The organism is Rhizobium sp. G21 (assembly GCF_014158035.1).
Taxonomy (GTDB): domain Bacteria; phylum Pseudomonadota; class Alphaproteobacteria; order Rhizobiales; family Rhizobiaceae; genus Rhizobium_E.
This window is the reverse complement of record NZ_JACFXW010000003.1, coordinates 152,919-176,594: the sequence shown is the minus strand read 5'-3', so window position 1 is coordinate 176,594 and position 23,676 is coordinate 152,919. Positions and strand designations below refer to the sequence as shown.

The window sequence follows — 23,676 nt, the reverse complement described above, 5'->3', positions numbered from 1 at the left end:
GGTTTCCTCCCAAAAATCCGTCAGGAAAGAAATGCGCTCTTCTGCGAAATGTCAAGCGATATGAGCAGAAAAGCGCATAAATGCTGAAACCAGATCAAGCAACGCCGAGACCTGCAAGCAGCCCGCCGTCGACCCGATAATCCGCGCCGGTGATGAAACCAGACTTCTCCGACGCCAGGAAACAGACGAGGCGCGCCACTTCCTCCGGCTCGCCGATGCGGCCGATGGGATGCGCAGCCCCGAAACGGCGGAAGACATCCTCGACATCGGCGTCGTCGCCGTCGAAGGTGCGGGCGGCGAGCTCGAGGATCGGCGTGCGGACAGAGCCCGGGCTGATGGAATTCACCCGCACATTCGCTTTGGCGTGATCGAGCGCCATGGCTCGCGTCAGCGCATGGATCGCGCCTTTGGTGGCGACATAGGCGGCGACATTCTTCTGGCAGGCATGTCCTTGCACCGAGGCGATATTCAGGATGGCGCCGCCGCCGCGCCTTTCCATCATGGGTATTCCGTATTTGCCGGTCAGCTGGATCGCGCCGACATTGACGGCATAGGCGCGCAGAAAGGTCTCGTGCTCGGTCGTGACAACAGTGCCATAGGGGTGCACCGCCGCCGAATTGACGATGACGTCGAGACCACCATGCTCGCATCCAAGCGCCTCGAAGGCCGCAGCCACCTGATGTTCATCGGCGACATCGGCCTGCCGCACGGCAAGGGGCAGCGCCTCGCCAGCGGCGATCTCGGCCAGTTCTGCGTTCGCCTTGGGGTCGATGCCGAGCGCAATCACCGTGGCGCCCTGATTCGCCAGCGCGATCGCCGATGCTCTGCCGATGCCGGACGTGCCGGTCACCACGGCGATTTTTCCCGAGAACTCCACGCTTACTCCTCCCTGTCCGCCGTAGGGCGCACAAAACGCATGCCGTAATCCAGATGCCGGCTCAGCAGATAGGCATAGGCGATACGGTCTTTTGCTCTCAAAGCCTCGACGATCGCTTGATGATCCCGCCAGGTCTCCTCGTTGATGAACCGCGTCTCCTTGCCGAGCCGCATGAGCTCAAGCATGGTTTGCCGCTGGTAGCGATAGCTCGCAAGCAACACCGCATTGCCGGCCAGCGCCACCAGCTTCTCGTGAAAGGCGTAGTCGGCTTCCGCCGCTTCGGCCACTGTAGCGCTGTCCAGTATGTTTAGATTGGCGACGTCCAGGTCAGCGAGCTGCGCCTCCGTCAGCGTCGGCAGCGCCGCCTCTCCGGCGCCGGTCTCGACGATCTTGCGAAAGCCCTGCACCTCACGAAAAGACGCCGGCGAGATCGCGTGATGCAGAGTCAGAAGCGACGACATCGCGTCGGAATGGCGGTTTGCGAGAACTGCGCCGGCCTTGGGCTTGATGTCCACGATCCCATAGGCGCGCAGATATTGCAGCGCCTCGCGGACGGTGTTGCGGCTCGCGCCGAATTGCTGCGCGAGGTCGCGCTCGGTCGGCAAGGGATCGCCGAAAGACAAGCGCCGCTCGGCGATCATCTCCTGAATCCGCTCCACCAGCCTCGAGACGGCCGAGCCGCTGGACTTGCGAGCGCCGCTATCCGCTGCCTCGATCTGCATCTTGTCCTCCCCTGAAGAATTGTTGGACCAATTTCCCTCGATCGTCAACATCGGCGGGGGAGGGAGATCATATTGATCTCATCTTCGTTCTGTGGTCCAACAATAGCGCAAGGGAGGATGACGATGCAGGAATGTTTTCGCTGGTACGGGCCGAATGACCCCGTCACGCTCGACCATATCAAGCAGGCCGGCGCCACGGGCGTGGTTTCGGCCCTCCACCACATCTATAACGGCTCCGCCTGGCCAGAAGACGAGATTCTGAGCTACAAGCGGCGAATCGAGGCCGAGGGGCTCGAATGGTCGGTGGTCGAGAGCATTCCTGTGCACAATTCGATCAAGATTGGGGGCCCCGAGCGCAGCGCCTTTATCGGCCGCTACAAGGATACGATCCGGGCGCTTGCCAAGTCCGGCATCCGCACCATCTGCTATAATTTCATGCCGGTGGTGGATTGGACCCGCACCGACCTGATGTATCGCATGCCGTCGTCCGGTTATGCGCTGCGCTTTGACGCCATCGATTTCGCCGCCTACGACCTGTTCATCCTTGCGAGACAAACCGCGGAGGCCGATTACTCCGCAGAACGCATCGCCGAGGCCCGGGCCCGGTTCGAAACCATGGACGAAACGACACAGGCGCGGATCGAGAAGAACCTGATCGCCGGCCTGCCCGCCACCGAGCGCGTTTACGATCGTCCTGCCTTCCGCGCGGCGCTCGCCGATTACGCCGGCATCGACGCCGAAGCCTTGCGCGGCAATCTCCATCATTTCCTGCACGAAATAGTCCCGGTGGCGGAGGAGTGCGGAGCGCGGCTCTGCATTCATCCCGACGATCCGCCATTTTCGTTGTTCGGCCTGCCGCGCGTGGTCTCGACGGCTGAGGACGCCCAGTCGATCCTGCACGCGGTCGATTCGCCGGCCAATGGCCTGACCTTCTGCACCGGCTCCTATGGCGCCCGAGCCGACAACGATCTCGTCGCCATGGTCGAGGAATTCGGACCCCGCATTCACTTCACCCATCTGCGCAATGTGCGGATCGAGCCCGACGGCTCCTTCCATGAATCCGATCATCTCGACGGTTCCGGCGACATGGTCGGCGTGATCGTGGCGCTGATGAAGGAGGAGAAGCGGCGCAAGGAGGAGGGGCGGCAGGATTGGCGCATTCCGCTCCGCCCCGATCACGGCCATCTGCTTGCCGACGACATCGGCAAGGCGCGGGTTAATCCGGGTTATTCGCTCATCGGTCGCCTGAAAGGCCTGGCCGAGATCCGCGGAGTCATGCGGGCGGTGGAGCGGTTGGCGGCCTGACGTCGTGGCAGCGTTCGGAACATATGGACGAGCTTCCGCAAATAATGCGAGAAAGCGCCTGGAACGCGTGAACTGCCAAACGCTGCCTCGATCAGGCGGGCTCGTTCACGAATTGGCCTGTTTCGATTTAGGATTTCGACGATGACTTGGCGCATGCCTTCAGAAACCGCCCGCCACGACCGCACCTGGATGGCTTTTCCACGCGCCGGCGAAACGCTCGGCGATGGTGAGGCATGGAAGGAGACAGGTTACGCCGCCTGGACCGCGGTCGCCCACGCCATCGCCGAGTTCGAACCCGTCGCCATGGTGGTCGATCCGTCCGAGCTCGACCGCGCCCGCCGCATGCTGGGCAGCCATATCGAAATCGTCGAAGCGCCGCTCGACGAATTCTGGATGCGCGATTTCGGCCCGACCTTCGTTCTCGACGACGAGAGGCCCGGCGCACTCGGCGCCGTCGACTGGATCTTCAACGGCTGGGGCGACCATGAATGGTCCGAATGGAAAAAGTCGGCTGACATAGCGCGCTTGATCGCCGCCCATACCGGCGCGGAACTGATCTCCAGCGTGCTGGTCAACGAAGGCGGCGGCATTCACGTCGATGGCGAGGGCACGGTTCTCGTCACCGACACCGTGCAGCTCGATCCACGCCGCAACCCCTATGCCGACCGCGCCCGCGTCGAGGCCGAACTCGCCCGCACGATCGGAGCCACCAAGGCGATCTGGCTGCCGCGCGGCCTGACGCGCGACTACGAGAACTTCGGCACCAGCGGCCATGTCGACATCGTCGCCACGATCGCCTCGCCCGGGGTTCTGCTTCTGCACAATCAGCCCAATCCGGAGCATCCCGACCATCAGATCATGCGCGATCTCCGCGCTCTGCTGACCGAAGCCACCGACGCGGCCGGTCGGCGCTTCACCATTCTCGATCTCGATGCGCCCGCACAAATCCGCGACGAGGACGGTTTCGTCGATTTCAGCTATGTCAATCACCTCGCCGTGAATGGCGGCGTGATCGCCTGCGGCTTCAGCGACGACACGGCGGACGCCGCCGCCGCAGACGTCCTGCAACAGGCCTATCCTGGCCGCGAGGTCGTTACGGTGGATTCCGCGCCATCTTCGCCCGCGGCGGCGGCATTCACTGCATCACCCAGCAGCAGCCCGCCGTCACAGCCGGGATGTGACACGATGAGCCGCTTCGACGTCGTCGAAAAATCGATCGCCCAACTGCGCGCGGCCCTGGAGGCGCGGGAGGTGACGAGCGTCGAACTCGTCGAGGCCTATCTGGCCCGCATCGAGGCCTATGACGCGCCTGGAACGGCCACGGCGCTCAATTCGATGGTGGTGATGAACCCGGACGCCATCGAGGAAGCGCAAGCCTCTGACGCGCGTCGCAAAATGGGCGAGGTTCTGTCGCCGCTCGACGGGATTCCCTATACCGCCAAGGACAGCTTTCTGGTGCGCGGGCTGACGGCCGCCGCCGGCAGCCCCGCTTTCGAGCATCTGATCGCCCAGCGCGACGCGTTCACCATCGAGCGACTGCGCGGCGCAGGCGCCATCTGCATCGGCCTCACCAATATGCCGCCAATGGCGAATGGCGGCATGCAGCGCGGCGTCTATGGACGCGCTGAAAGCCCCTACAATCCCGAATGGCTCACCAGCGCATTCGGCTCGGGATCGTCCAACGGCTCCGGCACGGCGACGTCGGCGTCGTTCGCGGCCTTCGGCCTCGGCGAGGAAACCTGGTCGAGCGGTCGGGCGCCGGCCTCCTACAATGCGCTCTGCGCCTATACGCCTTCGCGCGGCGTCATTTCCGTCCGCGGCAACTGGCCTTTGGTGCCGACGATGGACGTCGTCGCGCCGCATACCCGAACCATGACCGACATGCTGGAACTGCTGGACGTCATCGTCGTCGACGATCCGCAGACGCGCGGCGATTTCTGGCGAGCCCAGCCTTGGATCAAGCTGCCGGCCGCATCGACCATGCGACCGACAAACTATCCGGCGCTTGCGCCTTCGGATGAAAATGCGGCGCGGAAGGCGCTGGCCGGCAGACGTTTCGGCGCCCCAGCATGTACGTCAACGAAGATCCGGAGGCCGGCTCGAATCCGAAAGGCGGCATCGGCGGCTCGACGGGCAAGCCCATCAATACGCGGGCCTCGATCATCGAGCTCTGGCGCCAGGCGAGGCGTGATCTCGAAGCGGCGGGCGCGGAGGTCATCCTCGTCGATTTTCCCGCCGTGACGAACTATGAGTCGGATCGTCCGGGCGCGCCTTCGATCGCCACGCGTGGCCTCGTCGACCCCGACTTCCTGCATTACGAAATCCATGACCTCTCCGCCTGGGGCTGGGAGGATTTCCTGCAGGCCAACGGCGATCCCGCGCTGAACAGTCTCGCGGATGTCGACGGCGCCAAAATTTTCCCGCGCCCGCCCGGCGCGCTGCCCGATCGCTACACCGGCTTCTCCGATGATATCTCGCAATATCCGGCGCTCGCCCGGGCGCGTCCCTATCGCTCGCTCGAGGAAATCCCTGCGCTCGAGGCAGGCCTGCGAGGTCTCGAGGAGACAAGGCGGCAGGATCTGGAGCTCTGGATGGACGGGCTCGGTCTGGACGCGGTACTGTTCCCCGCAGTCGCCGATATCGGCCACGCCGACATGGATGTGAATCCGGTCCATGCCGATCTTGGATGGCGCAACGGCGTCTGGGTCGCAAACGGCAATCTCGCCATTCGCCATCTGGGCATCCCGACAGTCACCGTGCCGATGGGAACGATGGCCGATACGGGCATGCCGGTCGGCCTGACATTCGCCGGACGCGCATATGACGATACCAATTTACTTGCGCTGGCGGCCGCCTTCGAGATGACCGGCGTGCGGAGGACGAAACCACCGCGGACGCCCGCGCTCTAGTCATGCATGGGCGCCGCGGCGCAGGCCTTCAATCCAGTTGTTGCAGAGACGGACGCCTTCTGCCGGGCGAAAGGCGTCCGGGTTGAGGCACCATGCCAGCCAAAGCCCGTCCATCAGCGCGGTGAAGGATACGGCTGCGAGGCGGAGATCAGCCACCACAAACCCTTCTTCGCGGGAGAGATCGCCCAGCAAGCCTTGGACCGTGCCGACATAGTCGCCGTATTCCTGCCTTTGCGATGCGCTCATGCGCGGCGAATGCAGGATCAGGCTCCAGAACACCACCCAGACGCCGAGCACGTCGCGGTCCATCATGATCGGCGAGAAGGAGGCCGTGATGAAGGCGTCGAGCCGCGCTTTCGGCGTGGGCTCAGCCTCCTCCACCGCCTTGACGATCGATTGCAGGATGCCTTCGGACATGATGTCGAAGGCATAGGCGACAAGTTCGTTGATCTCGCCGAAGTGATGGGTAATCAGCCCCTGCGTGACGCCCGCCTCGGCCGCGATCTGCCGTACGGACACGCCGGCATTGCCATGTTTGACGATGCAGCGCAGCGCCGCTTCGCCCAATTGGCGGCGGCGCTCCTCCGGCGCCTCGCGGCGAAAGCGGGCGCGTGTCTTCGGTCCTGTCTTGGCAGTCGTCACAATTGAAATCCCTTCGCGCTTCTATCTACCCTTTTCCAAACCATCCATCAACACCATAATTTAATTGGTTTTTTTCTTCTTGTTATAAGATCGTATAATTTTCCTTGACTTCAGGAGCGGCGCTTCTATCCTGACCTCAAGATCGGCAAAGCCGGCAAAGGGGAACTGCATGAATGTGATGACGAAACCGCAATCGCGGTATGACGTCCTGTTCGAGCCTGTCCGGATCGGCCCGGTCACTGCGCCCAATCGTTTTTATCAGGTGCCGCACGCCTCGGGCATGACCAATGCTCTTCCCCGAGTGAGAGCGGGCTTCCGTGAAATGAAGGCCGAGGGCGGCTGGGGGTGATCTGCACCGGCGCCTGCTCCATCGACGTCTCCTCCGACGACGCGCCTCTGCCGATGGCGACGATGTGGGACGACAACGATATCCGGGCGCATGCGCTGATGACGGAGGCCGTGCATCGCCATGGCGCGCTGGCGGGCGTCGAACTCTGGCATGGCGGCGCTTCGGTGATGAACCGGTCGAGCCGCATCGCGCCGCTGTCGCCTTCCGGCATTCCCTGGATGGCTACCCATGTCGGCTTCATGGGCAATCTGCGCCCCCGCGCCATGGACAGACAAGACATCCGCGACGTGCTGCGCTGGCAGGCGGAAGGCGCCCGCAAGGCCCGGCAAGCCGGCTTCGACATCGTCTATGTCTATGCCGGCATGGGCTATCTCGGTTATGAATTCCTGTTGCCTGAATATAATCACCGCATCGACGAATATGGCGGTTCGATCGAAAACCGCGTCCGCTTCGTGCGCGAACTTATCGAAGTCACCAAGGACGCGGTCGGCAAGGATTGCGGCGTGGCGCTTCGCATTTCGATCGAGGAGTTGCGCGGCCGCCCCGGCCGGCATCTGCCGTCTGAGGCGCATGAGGTGATTTCGCTGCTGGCGGAGACGCCGGATCTCTTCGACGTCAAGATGGATTCCAGCCCGACCGACTGTTCCGCCTCCCGCTTCACCGGCGAGGGCAGCCATGAGCCGGTGATCGATTTCGTCAAGACGCTGACGAAAAAGCCTGTCGTCGGCGTCGGCCGCTTCACCTCGCCGGATACGATGGTGAGCCAGATCCGGCGCGGGGTGCTGGATTTCATCGGCGGCGCGCGTCCCTCGATCGCCGATCCCTTCCTGCCGGCCAAGATCCGCGAGGGCCGAGTGGACGAGATCCGTGAATGCATCGGCTGCAATATCTGCATTTCCAGCTGGCATGACGGCGTGCCGGTGCGCTGCACGCAAAACCCGACCGCCGGCGAGGAATGGCGGCGCGGCTGGCATCCGGAAAATCCGGGCAAGGCCGAGCGGCGCGAAAAAGTGCTGGTGATCGGCGGCGGTCCCGCCGGGCTCGAAGCCGCATTGACGCTCGGCCGGCGCGGCCATGAGGTGACGCTGGCCGAGGCAGGCTCGAGCTTCGGCGGCCGGCTGGTGTTCGAACGCGGTCTTCCCGGTCTTTCAGCCTGGAACCGGGTGGTGGATTACCGCCTTGGCCGCTTGCGGGAAATGCCCAATGTCCAGCTTTATCTCGAAAGCCGGCTGGGGGCCGACGACATCGCCGATTTCGCCCCCGATCATGTGGCAGTGGCCACCGGCGCGCGCTGGACCAATTTCACCTATTCCTCGATGGAGATCCCGGTCGGCCGCATCGAGCATCCCCATGTCTTCACGCCCGACGATATCGCCGCAGGACGATTGCCCGAAGGTCCGACGCTGGTGTTCGATTTCGACAATTATTACATGGGCGGCGTCATCACCGAACATCTGGCGGGGCTAGGCGTGAGCGTCTCCTACGCCACGCCGGCGGGGCAAGCCTCGGCCTGGACGATCATGACCAATGAGCTGCCGCTGGTGCATCGCGCGCTCAGCCGCCGCGCCGTGCCGGTCACCACGCTGGTCACCGTCTCGGATTTCGATGGCGAGGTGGCGACGCTCACCCATATCTTCACCGGCGAGACGGAAAAGCGGCCCTGCCGCAATCTGGTGATCACCGGGCTGCGACTGCCTAAGGACGAACTTTTCCAGGAGTTGATCGCCCGGCGAGACATGTTGCGTGACGCGGGCGTCAAGACGATCGAACGGATCGGCGATGCGCTCGCCCCCGGCGCCATCGCGCATGCCGTCCATAGCGGCCATCTCTATGCGCGAGACATGGGGCAGGGGGCCCGGGGCTTCCGCCGCGATGCGCCGATCGTCGAATTCGAGCCGGCTTTCACCTCGCGCGCCGGCCTGGCGGAGGCGTGATGACCACCTCCGCTCCCACTCTCTCGCCCTGGTCCGTCGCATCGCCGCTCGCCGGCGGGGCGCTGCATGCGGTGGGGTCGGGCCTGTTCCACACGCTTCTGCCCTTGCGGCTGGTGGCGGACGGGCAGGGGGCGGACGCAGTGGGTCTGGTGGTGGGCGCGGAAGGCGCAGGCTTCATTCTGGGCTGCATCGGCTCTGTCCGGCTGATCCGCTCGGTGGGCGAAGTCCGGGCTTACGCGGCGCTATCGGCCGTGTCGGCGACACTGATCCTCTGCCTGGGTCTCGATCCGCATCTGGCGCTGTTCATGGCGATCCAGGCGGTGATCGGCTTTGCCAATGCCGGTCAGGCGGTGGTAATCGAAAGCTGGATCAACGCCATGGTCTCCAATGTCCATCGCGGCCGCGTATTGACGCTCTATGTGCTGGTGCTCGGCCTGTTCTATGGCCTGGGCCAGTTGCTCGCCACCAATCTCGATCCCGCCGGCCATCCGATGCTGATGATCACCGCCGGCTTCTATGTCATTGCGCTTGCGCCTGTGACCGCCATCTGGGTCGGCGAGCCGCAACTGCATGTGCCTGTCGGCGTGAGGCTGTTCCGCACCTTCGCGATCTCGCCGATCGGCGCGCTGGCATGCCTGATGACGGGGCTCATCTCCTCGACCTTCGCCTCGATCGGGCCGCTTTACGGGCTGCAGATGAATTTCAGTCAGAAGACCATCGTCTTGCTGATGGCGGCGGCGCAGCTGGGCGCGCTGTTCCTGCAATTTCCGCTCGGCTACCTCTCCGACCGGGTGGACCGCCGCGCGATGATGCTGTGGTTGTCGCTTTCGCTCGCGCTGGTCTGCGGCGTCTTCCTGCTGATGCGGGCGGACTCGCCGTTCTGGCTCTATCTCATCCTGTTTTCGCTGTTCGGCGGCATATCCGAGATCTTCTATCCGCTCGGCGTGGCCCATGCCAATGACAAGGCCGATCCCGCCGATTTCGTCATGCTGTCGTCCAATCTCCTGCTGATCTGGGCATTCGGCGGCGCAGTGGGCCCGGCGATCGTCACGGCCGGCGTCGGCTCTTTCGGGGCGGATCTGTTCTTCTGGTACGGCATCGGTCTCTCGGCGCTGTTTGCCGGTTACGCGCTGTTCCGGCTCTACCGCCAGCCGCCGGCCCGCAAGCGCGAGCAATTCGTCGCCTATCCCCAGACTTCGCCGATGGTCTATGAATGGACGCCGCATGATCAGGCCTCCGACAGCGACGGAAAGGCTGGGCCATGAGCCGGATCGTCGACAGTTTCCCGCGCAAGATCAACACCCTCGATCCGGTGTTCATCACCATGCCCGATGGCGTCAGGCTCGCCGCCACGATCTGGCTGCCTGAAGACGCCGAGGCCGACCCCGTCCCGGCCATTCTCGAACTCATTCCCTACCGGCGCCGCGACGGCACGGTGTTCCGCGACATGAAGATGCACCCCTATGTTGCCGGCCACGGCTTCGCCTGCGTCCGTGTCGACATTAGGGGATCGGGGGATTCCGAAGGCATGTTGACCGACGAATATACCGAACAGGAACAGCGGGACGCCGAAGACATCATCGCCTGGCTGGCCGCGCAAAGCTGGTGCACGGGCGCTGTCGGCATGACTGGTATTTCCTGGGGCGGCTTCAACGCGCTTCAAGTGGCCGCCCGACGGCCGCCGGCGTTGAAGGCGGTGATCGCGCTCTGTTGTTCGGATGACCGCTATGCCGACGACGTCCACTATTTCGGCGGCAATCTGCTGACCGAGGACGGCATGTGGTCGAGTTTCATGCTGGGCATGAATGCGCTGCCGCCGGACCCGCAGATCGTCGGCGCGCGCTGGCGGGAGATGTGGCGCGAGCGGCTGGAGGCCATATCCTGCTGGTCGGAAATCTGGCTCCGTCATCAGCGCCGCGACGCCTATTGGAAGTTCGGCTCCGTCTCGGAAGATTTCGCCGCCATCGATATTCCCGTCTATGCGATCAGCGGCTGGGACGACACCTATTTCAACGCCGTGCCCCGGTTGATGCAGGGGTTGAAAGGACCGAAGAAGGGGCTGATCGGCCCCTGGAGCCATGCCTATCCCTTTCTCGGCGCGCCCGGTCCCGCCATCCACTATCTCAAACAGGCGATCCGCTGGTGGCGGCATTGGCTGGTCGGCGAAGACACCGGCATCATGGAGGAGCCCGCCTATACCGTGCTGATCAAGGACCCGCACCGGCCGGCGCAGTTCTACCCCGATCATCCCGGTCAATGGGTGGGAGAGCCAAGCTGGCCGACGCCGTCTGTTGGGGTGCAACGGCTCTATCTCAATACGACGGGGCTTGCCATGGAGCCGGCAACAGGTCCCGTCATGCGGCTCAAATCACCCGTCACCGCCGGCCGCGATTGCGGCCGTTACGGCGGCTATGGCGGTGAAGTTCCGGATATGGCGGGCGATCAGCGCCGCGAGGATGGGCTTGGGCTCTGTTTCGAGACTGAGGAACTCGACGACGACCTCACATTGCTCGGAGCAGCCGCAGTCGAACTCGAACTGGCCTCGGACCAGCCGCAAGCGACCATCATCGCCAGGCTCTGCGCGGTCTGGCCGGATGGCGTGTCCACATTGATCACATGGGGGCGCTCAATCTGAGCCAACGGGAAAGCCGCGAAGATCCGACGCCGCTCGTCCCCGGCGAAACCGTCAAGGCGCGGCTCGAACTCAATCATTGCGGCCGACGACTGGCCCGCGGCAACCGTCTCCGTCTGGTTCTCTCCAACCAGCACTGGCCCGTTCTCTGGCCCGCGCCTGAAATGCCGACCTTCATGATGCAATCTGGCGCCTCGGCGCTCCTGCTGCCGATCCGCACCGCCCAACCCAACGACGGCGACATCGCCTTTGAGCCCGCCGAAATGTCCCCGCCCGTCGCAGTGACGGAGTTGCGCGAGACGCATGACAGCCGCATTGTGACGATCGACGCTGGCATGCGGCGGGAAACGCTGACGCTCGACAGCGACTACGGCCGTCAGCGGCTTGAGGATCGCGGCATCGAAACCTGGTCCGCAGTGCGCGACATCATGGCGATCACCGAGGATGATCCGCTGTCGGCCAGACTGGAAACCGGCTGGACGCTCGGCTTCAAGAGCGGCGATTGCGACGCCGAGGCGACCTCGCAGGTGACCCTATGCTCGACGGCGACACAGTTCCATCTGCAATGGCGCATCGAGGCGCGGGAGAAGAACGAGACTATTTTCACCAGGGAGGGCGAGGCGTGGATCGACCGGGATCATCTCTAGCCCCGTTGGGGAGACGGCGAGCGAGTGAGCCGCGCCTTGGCCGTGGGAGGGCGAGGTCATGACCGCCTTCGTTATTCGCCGCATCGCGCTTGGCGGGCTGATCCTTCTTCTGGTCTCGATCCTGCTCTTCCTGATGCTGCATATGATCCCCGGCGATCCCACCGTGGTCGCGCTCGGGCCGCGTTCGACGCCTGAGATGCGCGAAGCCTTCCGCGCGATGATGGGCCTCGACAAGCCGCTTGTCGAGCAGCTCGCCGCCCATCTTGTTCGCCTTGCCCATCTCGATCTCGGTCAGGATGTCTGGAGCCGCAGGCCGGTGGCGGAGATCGTCATGGAGGTCTTGCCCTATACGGTGACGCTGGCCTTCTGCAGTTTCGCCTGGGCGGTGACGCTCGGCACGCTGCTCGGCTGCGTCGCCGTGGTTCATCATGGCCGCTGGCAGGATTGGCTGATCGGCCTGTTCTCGGTCGGTTTCGTCGCCGTGCCCTCCTTCGTGGTGGCGCTTTATTCGCTGCTGTTCTTCGCGGTGACGCTCAACTGGCTGCCGGCGATCGGCGCAGGGGAGGCGGGCGATCCTCTGTCGCAGATCCGGGCGCTGATCCTGCCCTCCTTCGCGATCGGCATCGGCTGGGTGGGCTATGTCGCCCGCATCATGCGCGCGGCGATGATCGAAGCGCTCGGCGAAAGCCATGTCCGCACGCTCCGCGCCTTCGGGGTGCGCGAAAGCCGCATCGTCTATGGCTACGCGCTGCGACAGGCCTTTCTCTCGGCGCTGCCGGTGATCGCCATCGGCTTTGGCGGATTGCTCACCGGCTCGGTTTTCGCCGAAATCGTCTTCACCCGCCCCGGCCTCGGCAAACTGACCTATGACGCGGTGATGTCGCGTAATTATCCGCTGGTGATGGGCGCTGTGCTGATTGCCTCAGCCCTCTATGTCGCTTGCATGATCATCGCCGATCTCCTCGCCGCAGCGCTGGATCCCCGCGTCAGGAGCGCCCTCTGACATGGCCGAGATCGCCAGCGCCGGGACCGAAGACAGACATCAGGAGCCCGGCGCGCTGGCGCGGTTCGGGGCGGTGCTGGTCTCGGTCCTGTCGACGCCGCTCGGCTTGATCGGAGCGGCGCTGGTGTTGCTGGTCGTCTTCACGGCGCTGTTTGCGCCCTGGCTCGCGCCTTATCCGGCCACCGCCATCAATGTGAAGGAGAGGCTTGCCGATCCCTCCTGGGCGCATTGGCTCGGCACCGATCAGCTCGGACGCGATCTGTTCTCGCGCGTGGTGATCGGCACGCGCACGGCGATGAGCGTGGCGCTGACGGCGCTCGCCATCGCGCTCGCCGCCGCCCTGCCGCTGGGATTGATCGCCGGCTATGGGCCGCGCTGGCTGGACGCGCTGATGATCCTTGTTTTCGACAGTTTCTCCTCGCTGCCGATGATCATGCTCGGCCTGACGCTCGTGGTGCTTCTCGGACCAGGCCTGGGCACGGTCATCCTCGTCATCGTCCTCTATTGCATTCCGAGCTACGCCCGGCTGGTGCGCGCCCAGGTGCTGAGCCTGAAATCGCTCGATTTCATCCGGGCTCAGCAGGCGATGAACGCCAGCACGCCGCGCATTCTCTTCCTGCATCTGCTGCCCAATGCGGTCGGACCACTGCTCATCCTCGCCTGTCTCGATCTCTCCACCATCATCACGCTCGAAGCGGGTCTCTCCTTTCTCGGCCTGGGCGTGAAGCCGCAGATCCCCAGTTGGGGCAATATCCTCAGCGATGGCTTCGCCGTGCTGCGCAAGACGCCGGTGCCGGTCATCGCCGGCGGCCTGCCGCTGATCATCGCCACGATCGGCTTCACATTCTTCGGCGAGGCCCTGCGCGACGCGCTCGATCCCAAGCTCGCCAGGAGGCGGTCGACATGACGGACGCTCCCGTGCTCGACATCGACAAGGTCAGCATCACCTATAGCGGTGTCGCGCGCGCGGTGTCCGAGGTCAGTCTCCGAGTGGCGCCCGGCGAGGTGGTCGGGCTGATCGGCGAAAGCGGATCGGGAAAATCAACGCTCGCCCATTCCATTCTCGGCCTCCTGCTCAAAAGCGCCGAGATCAGCGGGAACCGCATGCAGCTTGCCGGCGTCGACCTGCTCAAGGCCGGGGAGCGCGATTTCGCCCGCCTGCGCGGGCCGGCGGCGGCCATGGTGTTCCAGAATCCGATGGCGACCTTCAGCCCGCTGCACCGGATCGGCCGGCAACTGACGGATTTCCTCTGGCGCGACCGGACCTCCACAGAGCGCCAGAAGCGGGCGAAAATCATCGCAGCCCTCGCGGACGCCGGCATTTCCGACCCCGAAGCGCGCTTTGACGCTTATCCCTTCGAACTCTCGGGCGGCATGTTGCAACGCGTCTCTATCGCCGCCGCCCTGATGTGCGAGCCGGCGCTTCTGATCGCCGACGAGCCGACCACCGCGCTCGACGTCACCATGGAAGCGCAGATCCTGCATCTGATGCGCGAACTCAGGCAAAGGACCGGCGTCGCGATCCTGATGATCTCGCATCAGCTCGGCGTCATCGCCGAAATCTGCGACCGTGTCGCGGTGATGCAGGCGGGCCGGATCGTGGAGGAGGGGCCCGTCGAGCAGATCTTCGCGGACCCCCGGCATCCCTATACGCGGGCGCTGCTCGCCTGCGAATTGTCGCTGGTCGAAGATGGCGCCAGACGGCTTCCGGCCATCGCCTGGGATGAGACGATGGAGGCGGCGCGATGACGGCGGCTCCAATCCTTGAGACGCGCTCCCTCTCGGTCTCCGTTCCCGGCAAGAGCCGCCTGCCTTTCGTGAAGGGTCAGCTTGTCGATATCCTCCGGGACGTATCGCTGGATATAGGCCGAGGAGAAATCATCTCGATGGTCGGCGAAAGCGGCTCGGGCAAATCGACCTTCGGGCGCACGCTGGTTGGCCTGATGAACCCGTCGGGAGGCGAGATCATGCTCGACGGCGAGGCGTTGCCGAGATCGCGGGCAAGCGCCCGGCGGCTACGCGATGCGGCGGCGCTTCTGTTTCAGGACCCGGTCACCTCCTTCGACCCCCGCCAGCGCATCGGCTCGATCATCGCCGAGCCGCGCCATATCGCCGGCCGCCGCGACACGGGCCGGGACGCGATCGCGGAGCTGGCCGCGAAAGCCGGTCTCACGCGCAACCTGCTCGAACGCTTTCCGCATGGGCTCTCAGGCGGACAGGCGCGCCGGGCAGCGGTGGCGCGGGCGCTTTCGGTGACGCCGAGGCTGATCATCGCCGATGAGCCGACCGCCGGCCTCGATCTCTCGGTGCAGGCGGGCGTTCTCAACCTGTTTCTCGACATTCGCGACGATGTCGGCTCGGCCTTCCTGATCATCACTCATAACCTGGCCGTCGCGCGCCGCGTCTCCGACCGCGTCGCCATCATGTATCTCGGCCGCATCGTTGAGACAGGACCGACGCGCGCGATCTTCGCCGCGCCGCGCCATCCCTATACGCAGGCGCTTCTGGCCGCAGAACCCGCGCCGGACCCGCGCAAGCGGCGAACCGAACCGCCGGTGATCGGCGAAACGCCGAGCCTCCTGCATCGCCCCACAGGCTGCGAATTTCATCCGCGCTGTCGCCTCGCGCAAGACCGCTGCAGGACGGAAGCGCCTGAGGAGACGCGGCTCTCAGACGACCATCGCATTCGCTGCCACACTCCGCTCACGCCGCCGGCGTCAGGAGACGGCTGACCGCATCGCATCACAAAAGAGGGAACGATCATGACCGGACTGATGATGAATCGCAGGCATTTCCTTCACACGGCAGCTGCGGCGGCCGGCGCACTGGCGCTGAGACCGGGACTTTCCTACGCCGTCGAGGGCGACACGCTGGTGATCCGCGGCGCCTCCGATATCGAAGTCCTCGACCCCGCCTTTCAGAACGGGCTGTTGGAGGAAGAAGTCGGCCGCGCGCTGTTCCTGTCGCTCAACCGGCTGGGCGATGTCCGCGGCGGCACGAAATGGGATCTCTACGCCGCCAAGGAGCTCAAGCAACTGTCGCCGACCGAAATCGGCTTTGAGCTGCATGACTGGCTGGAATGGACCGGCGGCCATGGCCCCGTCACCGCCGACGACGTGAAATTCTCCTTCGAACGGGTGAAGGATCCCGCCAACGCCTCGGCCTGGGCCTATGCCTTCGACGCCATGGACAAGGTCGAAGTGACGGGCGAACGCACCGGCGTCATCAACTTGAACGCGCCCTCGGCGCCCTTCTGGCTGACCACCATGCCCTATTACATGGGAAAGATTGTCTGCCGCAAAGCGGTGGAAAAGGCGGGCGGCAAATTCACCACCGAAGCGCCGGCGACGTCAGGCCCCTATGTGATCGAAAAATGGACGCCGAAGCAGAATCTGACGCTCGCCCTCAATCCCGGCTGGAAGGGACCGGCCCCGGTCTTCCCGAAAATCCGTTTCGAGATCGTCACCGACGACGAGGCCGCCGCGCTCGCCTATGAATCCAAGGCGATCGACTATGCCAAGATCAGCCTCAACACGCTCGCCGCCTATCGCGACAAGCTGCCGGAGAATACCGACCTGATCGAGATGGACGGCAACCGCTTTCTGTGGCTCGCCATCAACGTCAACAATGAAAAATTTAAGGACGAGCGCGTCCGCCGCGCGATCCAATATGCCGTCGATGTCGAGCAGATCATGCAGGGCAGTTATTCCGGCCTCGCCAAGGCGGCCACGGGTGTAATCCCGCCGGGGATGACAGGCCATCGCGACGCGATCCTCTACCCCGCCGACGCCGCAAAGGCGCAGGCGCTCCTGGAAGATGCCGGCGTTTCGGACCTGACGGTGGAGCTGATCTGCCAGAACGACAAGACCAGCCAGCTGACCTGCCAGATCGTCCAGGCGCTGCTCGGCCAGATCGGCGTCACCGTCGAGATCAAGGCCTTGGATGACGGCGTCTATTGGACGGTCGGCGACAAGAGTTCCGGCGATCAGTGGAAGACGCTGGAGATCGTGCTGATGAATTTCGCCGGCGGCGTCGATCCGTCCGAAAATCTCACCTGGTTCCGACCTTCCCAGATCGGCGTCTACAACTGGTCGCAATTCGACAGTCCCGACTTCGAGAAGCTCTATCAGGACGGCATGGCCGAGACCGATCCGGCCAAGCGCGACGTCATCTACAAGAAGATGCAGGATCTGATGGAAGAATCCGGCGGCTTCGTCTTCCTGACGCATGAAACCTTCGCCGCCGTTGCGCGCCAAGGGCTTAAGCCGTTTATCCTCGCCGACGGCTATCTCGATGTCACCCGCTTCGCCAAAGCCTGACCGAAACCCCGATACGGCTCCTCTTTGTCGAAGAGGAGCCCCTGATGCAGGAGATAACCATGATGCGACAGTCGGGACGCCGCGAGGCAAGACGGGCGGCGGGCGGGATCAGGCAGATGGGCTTTGGCGGCGTCGTCAATCGCTATCCGCCGATCGCGCTGTTGAGCGAAGACGAGGTCCACTCCATCCATCTCGCCTCCCTCGATCTTCTCGCCCGCACGGGTATGGAGGTGATGCATGGCGAAAGCCGAAAGCTGCTGAAAGCGGCCGGCGCCGATGTCGACGAAGCCAGCCAGCGGGTGCGCTTCGATCCCGCCATGATCGAGGAGATCATCCGCAGCGCGCCATCGTCCTTCACATTGCATGCCCGTAATCCCGCCCGCGATCTCCGCGTCGGCGACGGCAGCCTGATTTTCGCGGCCACCGGCGGCCCGGCCTTCGTCTCCGATCTCGATCGCGGCCGCCGCGCCGGCAATTATCGCGACATGTGCGACTATATCAAAGTCGTCCAGAGCCTGAACGTCATTCACCAGGAAGGCGGTTGCCCTTGTGAGCCCACAGACCTCGATCCTGACAGCCGCCATCTCGATTTCTACGACGCGGCCATCCGGCTGACCGACAAGACCTGGCAATGCTGGGCGCTGGGCCGCTATCGGGTGGAAGACGCGCTGGACATGCTGGCCATCGCGCTCGGCCAGAGCCGCGATGAGTTGCGCCGGAAGCCGGCGACGCTGACGGTGGTGAACTCCAACTCGCCGCTCCGTCTCGATATTCCCATGGGGAGGGGCTTCTCGCCATGGCGCGGGCCGGCCAACCGGTAGCGATGACGCCGTTCACGCTGTCGGGCGCCATGAGCCCGGTCACGATCGCCGGCGCGCTCACCCAGCAGAACGCCGAGGCGCTGGCGCTGATCACCCTGGCGCAGATCGCAGCGCCGGGCGCGCCGGTGCTTTATGGCGGCTTCACCTCGAATGTCGACATGCGCACGGGATCACCGGCCTTCGGCACGCCGGAATACGCCAAAGCGCAGATCGCCTCGGGCCAACTGGCGCGAAAATACAACATTCCCTTCCGCTCTTCGAACGTCACGGCGTCGAATACAGTCGATGTCCAGGCGGCCTATGAAAGCGGCATGTCGCTGTGGTCGACGATCATGGGCGGCGCCCATCTTATCGAACACGCCGCCGGCTGGCTGGAGGGCGGGCTGACCGCCTCCTTCGAAAAGCTGATCCTCGACGCCGAAATGCTGCAGATGATGCGCAGCTTCCTCGATCCGCTGCAGGTCGACGCCGACACCCGCGCCGTCGAGACAATCGGCGATGTCGGCCCCGGCGGCCATTTCTTCGGCGCGCCGCACACGATCGCCCGTTTCGAAAACGCGTTCTACGAGCCGATGCTGTCGGATTGGCGCAATTTCGAGACTTGGTCCGAGACGGGCGCTCGCAGCGGCACCGAACGCGCCAACGCCATCTGGAAGGAGCTGCTCAGAACCTATCAGGAGCCGGCATTGGATCCCGCTGTCGGAGAGGAACTGGAAGCCTATGTCGCGCGCCGGAAAGAAGAGATTGGCCGCGGCCAACTCGACGCGGCCTGATCGGACCTCGGTCCGATCATCTCTCCTTGCTGACCAGGGCTGCCGCTGCGCGGTTGGCGCTGTGCAGAGCCTGCTCGAAGCCTGCTCCCCGCGCCATCTCGGTGGCGAGAACGCCGGTAAATTCGTCGCCGGCCCCATGAGTGCTGACCAGCTTCACCTTGATCGCCTCGATCGAGTAGTCTTCGCCGTCTGAGACGGCCGCGACACCGTCGCCGCCGGCCGTCACCACGACGGCGGGGAAGCGTTTTGCCAGCCCCTTGGCCGCATCGAGCGCGCCGGGGAGGGAATCGACCACGGCTGAGCCGCCGATCTGCTCGGCCTCGATGGCGTTGACCACGAGCACGTCGACCAGCCCCGCCATCTCCTCTGATAGCGGACGCGCCGGCGCGGCGTTCAGGATGACCGCGCCGCCTGCCTTGCGCATGGCCTTGGCGGCGGCGATGTTGGCGGCTTCGGGAACTTCATTCTGCAACACCAGAACAGCGCCATTCTTGAAGAGGTCGGTGGCGGCGTCAATATCGGCCTGTCCCAAAGCGAGATTGCTCCCGGAGACGATCACCGCGCCATAATCGCCTTCAGCGTCGAAGATCGCCACGCTCATGCCGCTGCCTGAACCGGCAAGCGTACGGACATGGCGGTGATCGACCCCGCCGGCCTTGAGATTGTCGATCAGCGCCTTGCCGAAAGCGTCGTCGGCGACCGCCCCGATCATGGCCGTTGCAACGCCGGCGCGGGCGGCGGCCACAGCCTGATTGCCGCCTTTGCCGCCGCATTTCGGCTCCCAGGCGCGGCCGGTGACCGTTTCGCCCTTGCGTGGACGGTCGGGGCCATAGACCATGATGTCGTAATGCAGGCTGCCGAGCACCACCACCGACGGCTTTGAACTCATGGGATCTCGTCCTTTCGCTTCGACATGGCGGCAATGAGTTTGTTGTGCGCGACTGCCGCCTTCAGTTCAACATCCACAGACCGGAAATCGCGTCAACCAGCGCCGGGCTCGATCAGGATGGCTCTGAAATCATTGACATTGGTGAGAGTCGGCCCCGTGACGACCTGACGGCCGATCACGCCGAAGAAAGTGTGCGCATCGTTCTCCGCCAGCGCCTTGGCCGCGTCGAGCCCCGCCTGTTGGGCGTCAGCCAATATATCGGGATCGACCAATGCGCCGGCGACTTCCGCCGCTCCGTCGACGCCGTCGGTGTCGCAGGCGAGCGCATGGATGCCAGTCGCGCCACCGAGCGCCAGAGCAAGAGCGAGGCAATATTCCGCATTGGGCCCGCCGACACCACCGCCACGGCGCGTTACCGTCAGCTCGCCGCCGGACAGGAGCAGGACGGGCGCATCGCCAGGCTTCAGCGAGGCGCAGATTTGCAGGGCGAGGCGCGCCTGTTCGGCAGCGACATCGCGTGCTTCGCCCTCCAGCGCATCGCCCAGAATGCGAACGTCGCAGCCGCTTTCGGAAGCGAGATCGGCCGCCGCCTGCAGCGACTGGCGCGGCGCGGCGAAGATGACGTTGTCGACGCGAGATAGCCTCACGTCTTCAGGGGCAACGACGCCCGAATGGCCCTTGAGCGCTTGCTCGACGGAGGCGGGCACGCCGACCTTCCAGCGCTCCAGCGCCGCGCGCGCATCGGCCGGCGTCGACAGATCGCCGACCGTTGGTCCGGAGCCGATAAAGGCGGGATCATCCCCAGGCACATCCGACAGCAGAAGCGCCAGCATGCGGGCGGGATAGGCCGCCGCCGCAAGTTGTCCGCCCTTCACACGGCTCAGATGCTTGCGCACCGTATTCATCCGGTCGATCGGCGCGCCGGAGGCCAAAAGCGCCTGATTGACCGCCTGCTTTTCCTGAAGCGTCACACCGTCGACCGGTTGCGCCAGAAGCGCCGACGCTCCGCCTGAGATCAGCGCCAGCACGAAATCCGCTTCCGATGCGCCTTGGACCAGCTCCAGCATCCGCGCCGTCGCTTGGAGCCCGGCTTCGTCAGGCACCGGATGCGCCGCTTCGACAATCTCGACGCCTTGGCAGGGACGGCCATAGCCGTAGCGGGTGATCACCAGACCCTCGCAAGGCCCCCAGACCGCCTCGACCGCCTCGGCCATCCGAGCGCTGGCCTTGCCGGCCCCGACGACCAGAATGCGGCCCTGCGGCTTCGACGGCAGGAAGGCGGCGAGGGCGCGCATGGGATCTGCGACCTCCACCGCCCGGTCAAACAGCCGTTTCAGGAAGTCTCCGGGATGCTCGATCACGCTGGCTCCGCCCTTCGCATGAGATGGGATGAGGCCTGTTTATCTGAGTCGCATGCTCGGCGCCCGCATCTCCCGTCGGCCGGCGGCCCTGACCCGGGCGGTTCCGGCGGCTACAGGAGAGAACTCCACCCAAGTCCGGTTCTCGTCGTAGCGCCAGGCCATCTGTCCCCCGTCATCAAGGGTGAAGAGACTGAGCCAACCATTATCGAACAGTGCGCGGACATTCGGATGACGCTGCAGGATTTCCGAAATCGCCTCCTTCGGCGCTTCCACGGCAACCGTCAGACGTAAGGGCTCGTGTACGAAGGCTTCGCCGTCATGCACGGATTGCCAGGGCAGACCGGCGCGCAGGTTTCCGCCATTGCCTTCGACCACGCCGACGCCGCCGACGACATTGTGCAACAGCTTGTTGCCGGCGCCGAACAGCGAGGGCGCAACCGAGGAACCGAAATACTGCAGGCTGATCCAGCTCGCCACCACCACCGGCGCCGTCAGGATCAGTTCGAGGATCTTGAAGCCCTCGTCCTTCCGCCAGACATAATCATGCAGGAAGACCTGCCCGTCGAGCGACCGGCCCGCCGTACGCGACCGCGGCGCAGCGATGAAGGCGCGGCAGCCGGCGAGACCGAGTTCCGGCCGCACTTCCGACCAGTCGCGGCTCCGGGCAATCACATCGCTCGCTTTGGCGCGCGGCAGCTTCCGGGCCCGTTCGGCCCGTGTCAGCTGTCCCGCGAGAGCGAGCCAATGTCGGATGCGCGCGAGGTCTTCAGCCGCGATCGCCGGTTCGACATCATCGGCAAACAGGGTGACCGCATCCGTGGTCGTGTCATGCAGACCGGCGAGGAAAACTGTGTCCGGCGGGATGCGGAGACCCTTCACGGCAAGCCGTTCGCGCACGGCCCGATCATTAAGGAGATCCGCCAGGAGACGCGCATTGACGTCGCCGGCATAGCCGCCGCAGGCGCCGCAATGCAGTGCGCTGGCATAGGGATTGTTGACTGTGTTGGCGCCGTGGCCAGCGATCAGCACATAGCGGCCGAAGCCTTCCGTCAGCGACATCGCCTCCAGCACGGTCTCCGCAATGCCGGCGCGCTGGTCTAAATCGAGGCTCGCAGAGAAGCGCGGCTTGGCAGTATCTGGACGCTTGGCCTTGCCGAAGCCGAGACCGTCGCGCAGGAGTTTGGCCGCATAGACCGGCCCCATCGCCTCGACGAAGGCAAAGGACGAGACTGCCGCGAGCTTGAACCGACCCCAGGCGCGAAGGCCGCGCGCGGTGAAGCGGGCCTGCCTGTCCACATCCTTGTCCCGATCGACTTCGGCGCAGGTGAAGACCGACGGCTTTAGAAGCACAGGCAAGCGGTGTTCCGACACGTCGGAGGCAAAACCCCTATGGCTGGCGCCGAGGCCGAAGAAGCCGGCGAAGCCCAGAGTGCGGATGCCGCTATCGGCGCTTTCGAGCGCGCGCCGGAACACTTCCGAACGCACGTCGATGCAGAAAGCGGCCTGCAGCATCGGCCTGATCTCGGCGACTTTGGCTTGGGAGGGGGCGGCGAGCAAGGACGCCAGCTTGCGTTGCGCAGCCCTCTCGGCGGCCTGTTGCAGCACGGCGTCGATGCGGGTGTCGGCATCCGGGATCGCCGGCTCGGCATGGGTATTCCGAACCCCGCGCCACTCATCCTCGATTGCGCTTCTGTGGCGGAGATAGAGGGCTTCTTCGAAGACGAGGCGTATGGCGAGGAGTTCGAGCGGCGTCGTGTCGCTCCCGCCTGAGATCTCGGCCTTAAACTGGATATGGCGGGCATATTGCGCCCAGCCGCCAAGGGTCAGCAACAATTGGTGGAAATAGGAGCCGGGCTCGGCGCCGAGGCCGAGCGAAACGGCGGCGCGTTCGATCGCCGCCTGCGGCGTTTCCGGCGTGTCGGAGACATGTCCGCCAAAACCCTTGAGGCCGAGGATCTCCGGCGTCAGGTCATGCATGGCGAATGCGCGCCAGGCGGCAAAGAGGCCATTGCGCCGCGAGGCGGCCCAGAGCGCCTGCCCCTCGTCGAAGAAGCCGGCGGCGAAGGCGCCGATCCGGTCCGCCACCAGCGCCGGCCAATCTTTGCCGGCAGCGCGGGCCGCGAGTTGGGCAATGGTGGGCAAAGCGGAGACCGGCTTCGGCTCGACAGTCAGCGCCGATTTGAGCGCAGCGAGATCCAGGTCCGACCCGCCGCTGGAGGCGTGAAGCGCCGCCAGCAGATCGTCGTCCGTGATGTCGCCCGCAGCGACCTTGTCGGCGTAGTGCTTGCGGGGCAGAGCGAGGCGCACGCCGCCGATGCGCGAGAGGAGGGCGGCGGTCGTTTCGAAGCTTTCGGTCGACTGGCCGAGAAAGGGATTGACGGCGACGGTCGCGGTAAGCGGCCAGGCCGGCGGGATCGCCCTGACGGCCTTGTCCGCCGCGCGAGACAGCGCCTGACCATGCAACGTGTCGAAAGAAGAAGTGTCGTCCATGGG

The 23,676-nt window shown here is 64.7% G+C and carries 17 protein-coding genes and 2 pseudogenes; 13 read left to right on the top strand and 6 right to left on the bottom strand.

The features are described 5' to 3' along the window. Positions 1-94: 94 nt before the first annotated feature. On the bottom strand, positions 95-877 hold the full coding sequence (locus tag H2O14_RS25125; RefSeq protein WP_182830061.1) for an SDR family NAD(P)-dependent oxidoreductase: 783 nt from the start codon (positions 875-877) through the stop codon (positions 95-97). A gap of 2 nt (positions 878-879) precedes the next feature. Further along, on the bottom strand, positions 880-1,599 hold the full coding sequence (locus H2O14_RS25120; RefSeq protein WP_182830060.1) for a FadR/GntR family transcriptional regulator: 720 nt from the start codon (positions 1,597-1,599) through the stop codon (positions 880-882). Between the two features lie 123 nt (positions 1,600-1,722). Here H2O14_RS25120 and uxuA point away from each other — a divergent pair, with 123 nt between their 5' ends. The 3 genes from uxuA to H2O14_RS29125 all read left to right on the top strand — a co-directional run bounded on the left by uxuA (position 1,723) and on the right by H2O14_RS29125 (position 5,813). Further along, positions 1,723-2,904 (top strand): mannonate dehydratase, encoded by a 1,182-nt coding sequence (gene uxuA, locus H2O14_RS25115; protein ID WP_182830059.1) that lies wholly within the window; start codon positions 1,723-1,725, stop codon positions 2,902-2,904. Positions 2,905-3,045: 141 nt separating this feature from the next. Beyond that, entirely contained in the window at positions 3,046-5,145 is a 2,100-nt protein-coding gene (locus H2O14_RS28205) for an agmatine deiminase family protein (RefSeq protein WP_246697814.1), read from the top strand. Further along, positions 5,142-5,813 carry an amidase family protein gene (locus H2O14_RS29125; RefSeq protein ID WP_312858732.1) on the top strand — a complete coding sequence of 224 codons (672 nt, stop codon included), beginning with the start codon at positions 5,142-5,144 and terminating at the stop codon, positions 5,811-5,813. The genes H2O14_RS28205 and H2O14_RS29125 overlap by 4 nt, the downstream gene beginning before the upstream one ends. On the opposite strand, the gene H2O14_RS25100 is transcribed toward H2O14_RS29125, so the two are convergent. Next, positions 5,814-6,455 (bottom strand): TetR/AcrR family transcriptional regulator, encoded by a 642-nt coding sequence (locus tag H2O14_RS25100; RefSeq protein WP_182830058.1) that lies wholly within the window; start codon positions 6,453-6,455, stop codon positions 5,814-5,816. It lies immediately after the preceding gene. A gap of 169 nt (positions 6,456-6,624) precedes the next feature. On the opposite strand from H2O14_RS25100, the gene H2O14_RS28195 reads away from it, so the two are divergent. From H2O14_RS28195 to H2O14_RS29655, 10 genes and pseudogenes are all read left to right on the top strand, one after another. After that, positions 6,625-6,804 carry a hypothetical protein gene (locus H2O14_RS28195; RefSeq protein WP_246697813.1) on the top strand — a complete coding sequence of 60 codons (180 nt, stop codon included), beginning with the start codon at positions 6,625-6,627 and terminating at the stop codon, positions 6,802-6,804. Beyond that, positions 6,801-8,738 carry an FAD-dependent oxidoreductase gene (locus H2O14_RS25095; RefSeq protein WP_312858731.1) on the top strand — a complete coding sequence of 646 codons (1,938 nt, stop codon included), beginning with the start codon at positions 6,801-6,803 and terminating at the stop codon, positions 8,736-8,738. The genes H2O14_RS28195 and H2O14_RS25095 overlap by 4 nt, the downstream gene beginning before the upstream one ends. Further along, the gene (locus H2O14_RS25090) at positions 8,738-10,003 is read left to right on the top strand and encodes an MFS transporter (protein WP_182830057.1); all 1,266 of its coding nucleotides are present in this window, start codon (positions 8,738-8,740) and stop codon (positions 10,001-10,003) included. The genes H2O14_RS25095 and H2O14_RS25090 overlap by 1 nt, the downstream gene beginning before the upstream one ends. Then, positions 10,000-12,017 (top strand): annotated as a pseudogene (locus H2O14_RS25085) (CocE/NonD family hydrolase). The gene H2O14_RS25090 and the pseudogene H2O14_RS25085 overlap by 4 nt, the downstream one beginning before the upstream one ends. 58 nt (positions 12,018-12,075) lie before the next feature. Continuing rightward, a complete protein-coding gene (locus H2O14_RS25080; protein ID WP_182830056.1) occupies positions 12,076-13,020 on the top strand; it encodes an ABC transporter permease in 945 nt (314 codons plus the stop codon). Between the two features lies 1 nt (position 13,021). Continuing rightward, positions 13,022-13,927: an ABC transporter permease gene (locus H2O14_RS25075; RefSeq protein WP_182830055.1), complete on the top strand. Its 906-nt coding sequence runs from the start codon at positions 13,022-13,024 to the stop codon at positions 13,925-13,927. Further along, positions 13,924-14,769, top strand: coding sequence for an ABC transporter ATP-binding protein (locus H2O14_RS25070; protein WP_182830054.1), 846 nt, complete (start codon positions 13,924-13,926; stop codon positions 14,767-14,769). The genes H2O14_RS25075 and H2O14_RS25070 overlap by 4 nt, the downstream gene beginning before the upstream one ends. Continuing rightward, positions 14,766-15,752 (top strand): ABC transporter ATP-binding protein, encoded by a 987-nt coding sequence (locus H2O14_RS25065; protein ID WP_182830053.1) that lies wholly within the window; start codon positions 14,766-14,768, stop codon positions 15,750-15,752. Before H2O14_RS25070 ends, H2O14_RS25065 begins: the two co-directional genes overlap by 4 nt. 30 nt (positions 15,753-15,782) lie before the next feature. Then, a complete protein-coding gene (locus H2O14_RS25060; protein WP_182830052.1) occupies positions 15,783-17,339 on the top strand; it encodes an ABC transporter substrate-binding protein in 1,557 nt (518 codons plus the stop codon). 44 nt (positions 17,340-17,383) lie between these two features. Continuing rightward, positions 17,384-18,933, top strand: a pseudogene (locus tag H2O14_RS29655) (trimethylamine methyltransferase family protein). Between the two features lie 16 nt (positions 18,934-18,949). On the opposite strand, the gene H2O14_RS25050 reads toward H2O14_RS29655, so the two are convergent. The 3 genes from H2O14_RS25050 to H2O14_RS25040 all read right to left on the bottom strand — a co-directional run bounded on the left by H2O14_RS25050 (position 18,950) and on the right by H2O14_RS25040 (position 23,673). Next, on the bottom strand, positions 18,950-19,822 hold the full coding sequence (locus H2O14_RS25050; RefSeq protein WP_182830051.1) for a ribokinase: 873 nt from the start codon (positions 19,820-19,822) through the stop codon (positions 18,950-18,952). 92 nt (positions 19,823-19,914) lie between these two features. Next, positions 19,915-21,183, bottom strand: a complete 1,269-nt coding sequence (locus H2O14_RS25045) for a glycerate kinase (protein ID WP_182830050.1) — start codon at positions 21,181-21,183, stop codon at positions 19,915-19,917. Positions 21,184-21,222: 39 nt separating this feature from the next. Next, positions 21,223-23,673: a YbcC family protein gene (locus tag H2O14_RS25040; protein ID WP_182830049.1), complete on the bottom strand. Its 2,451-nt coding sequence runs from the start codon at positions 23,671-23,673 to the stop codon at positions 21,223-21,225. Positions 23,674-23,676: the final 3 nt, after the last annotated feature.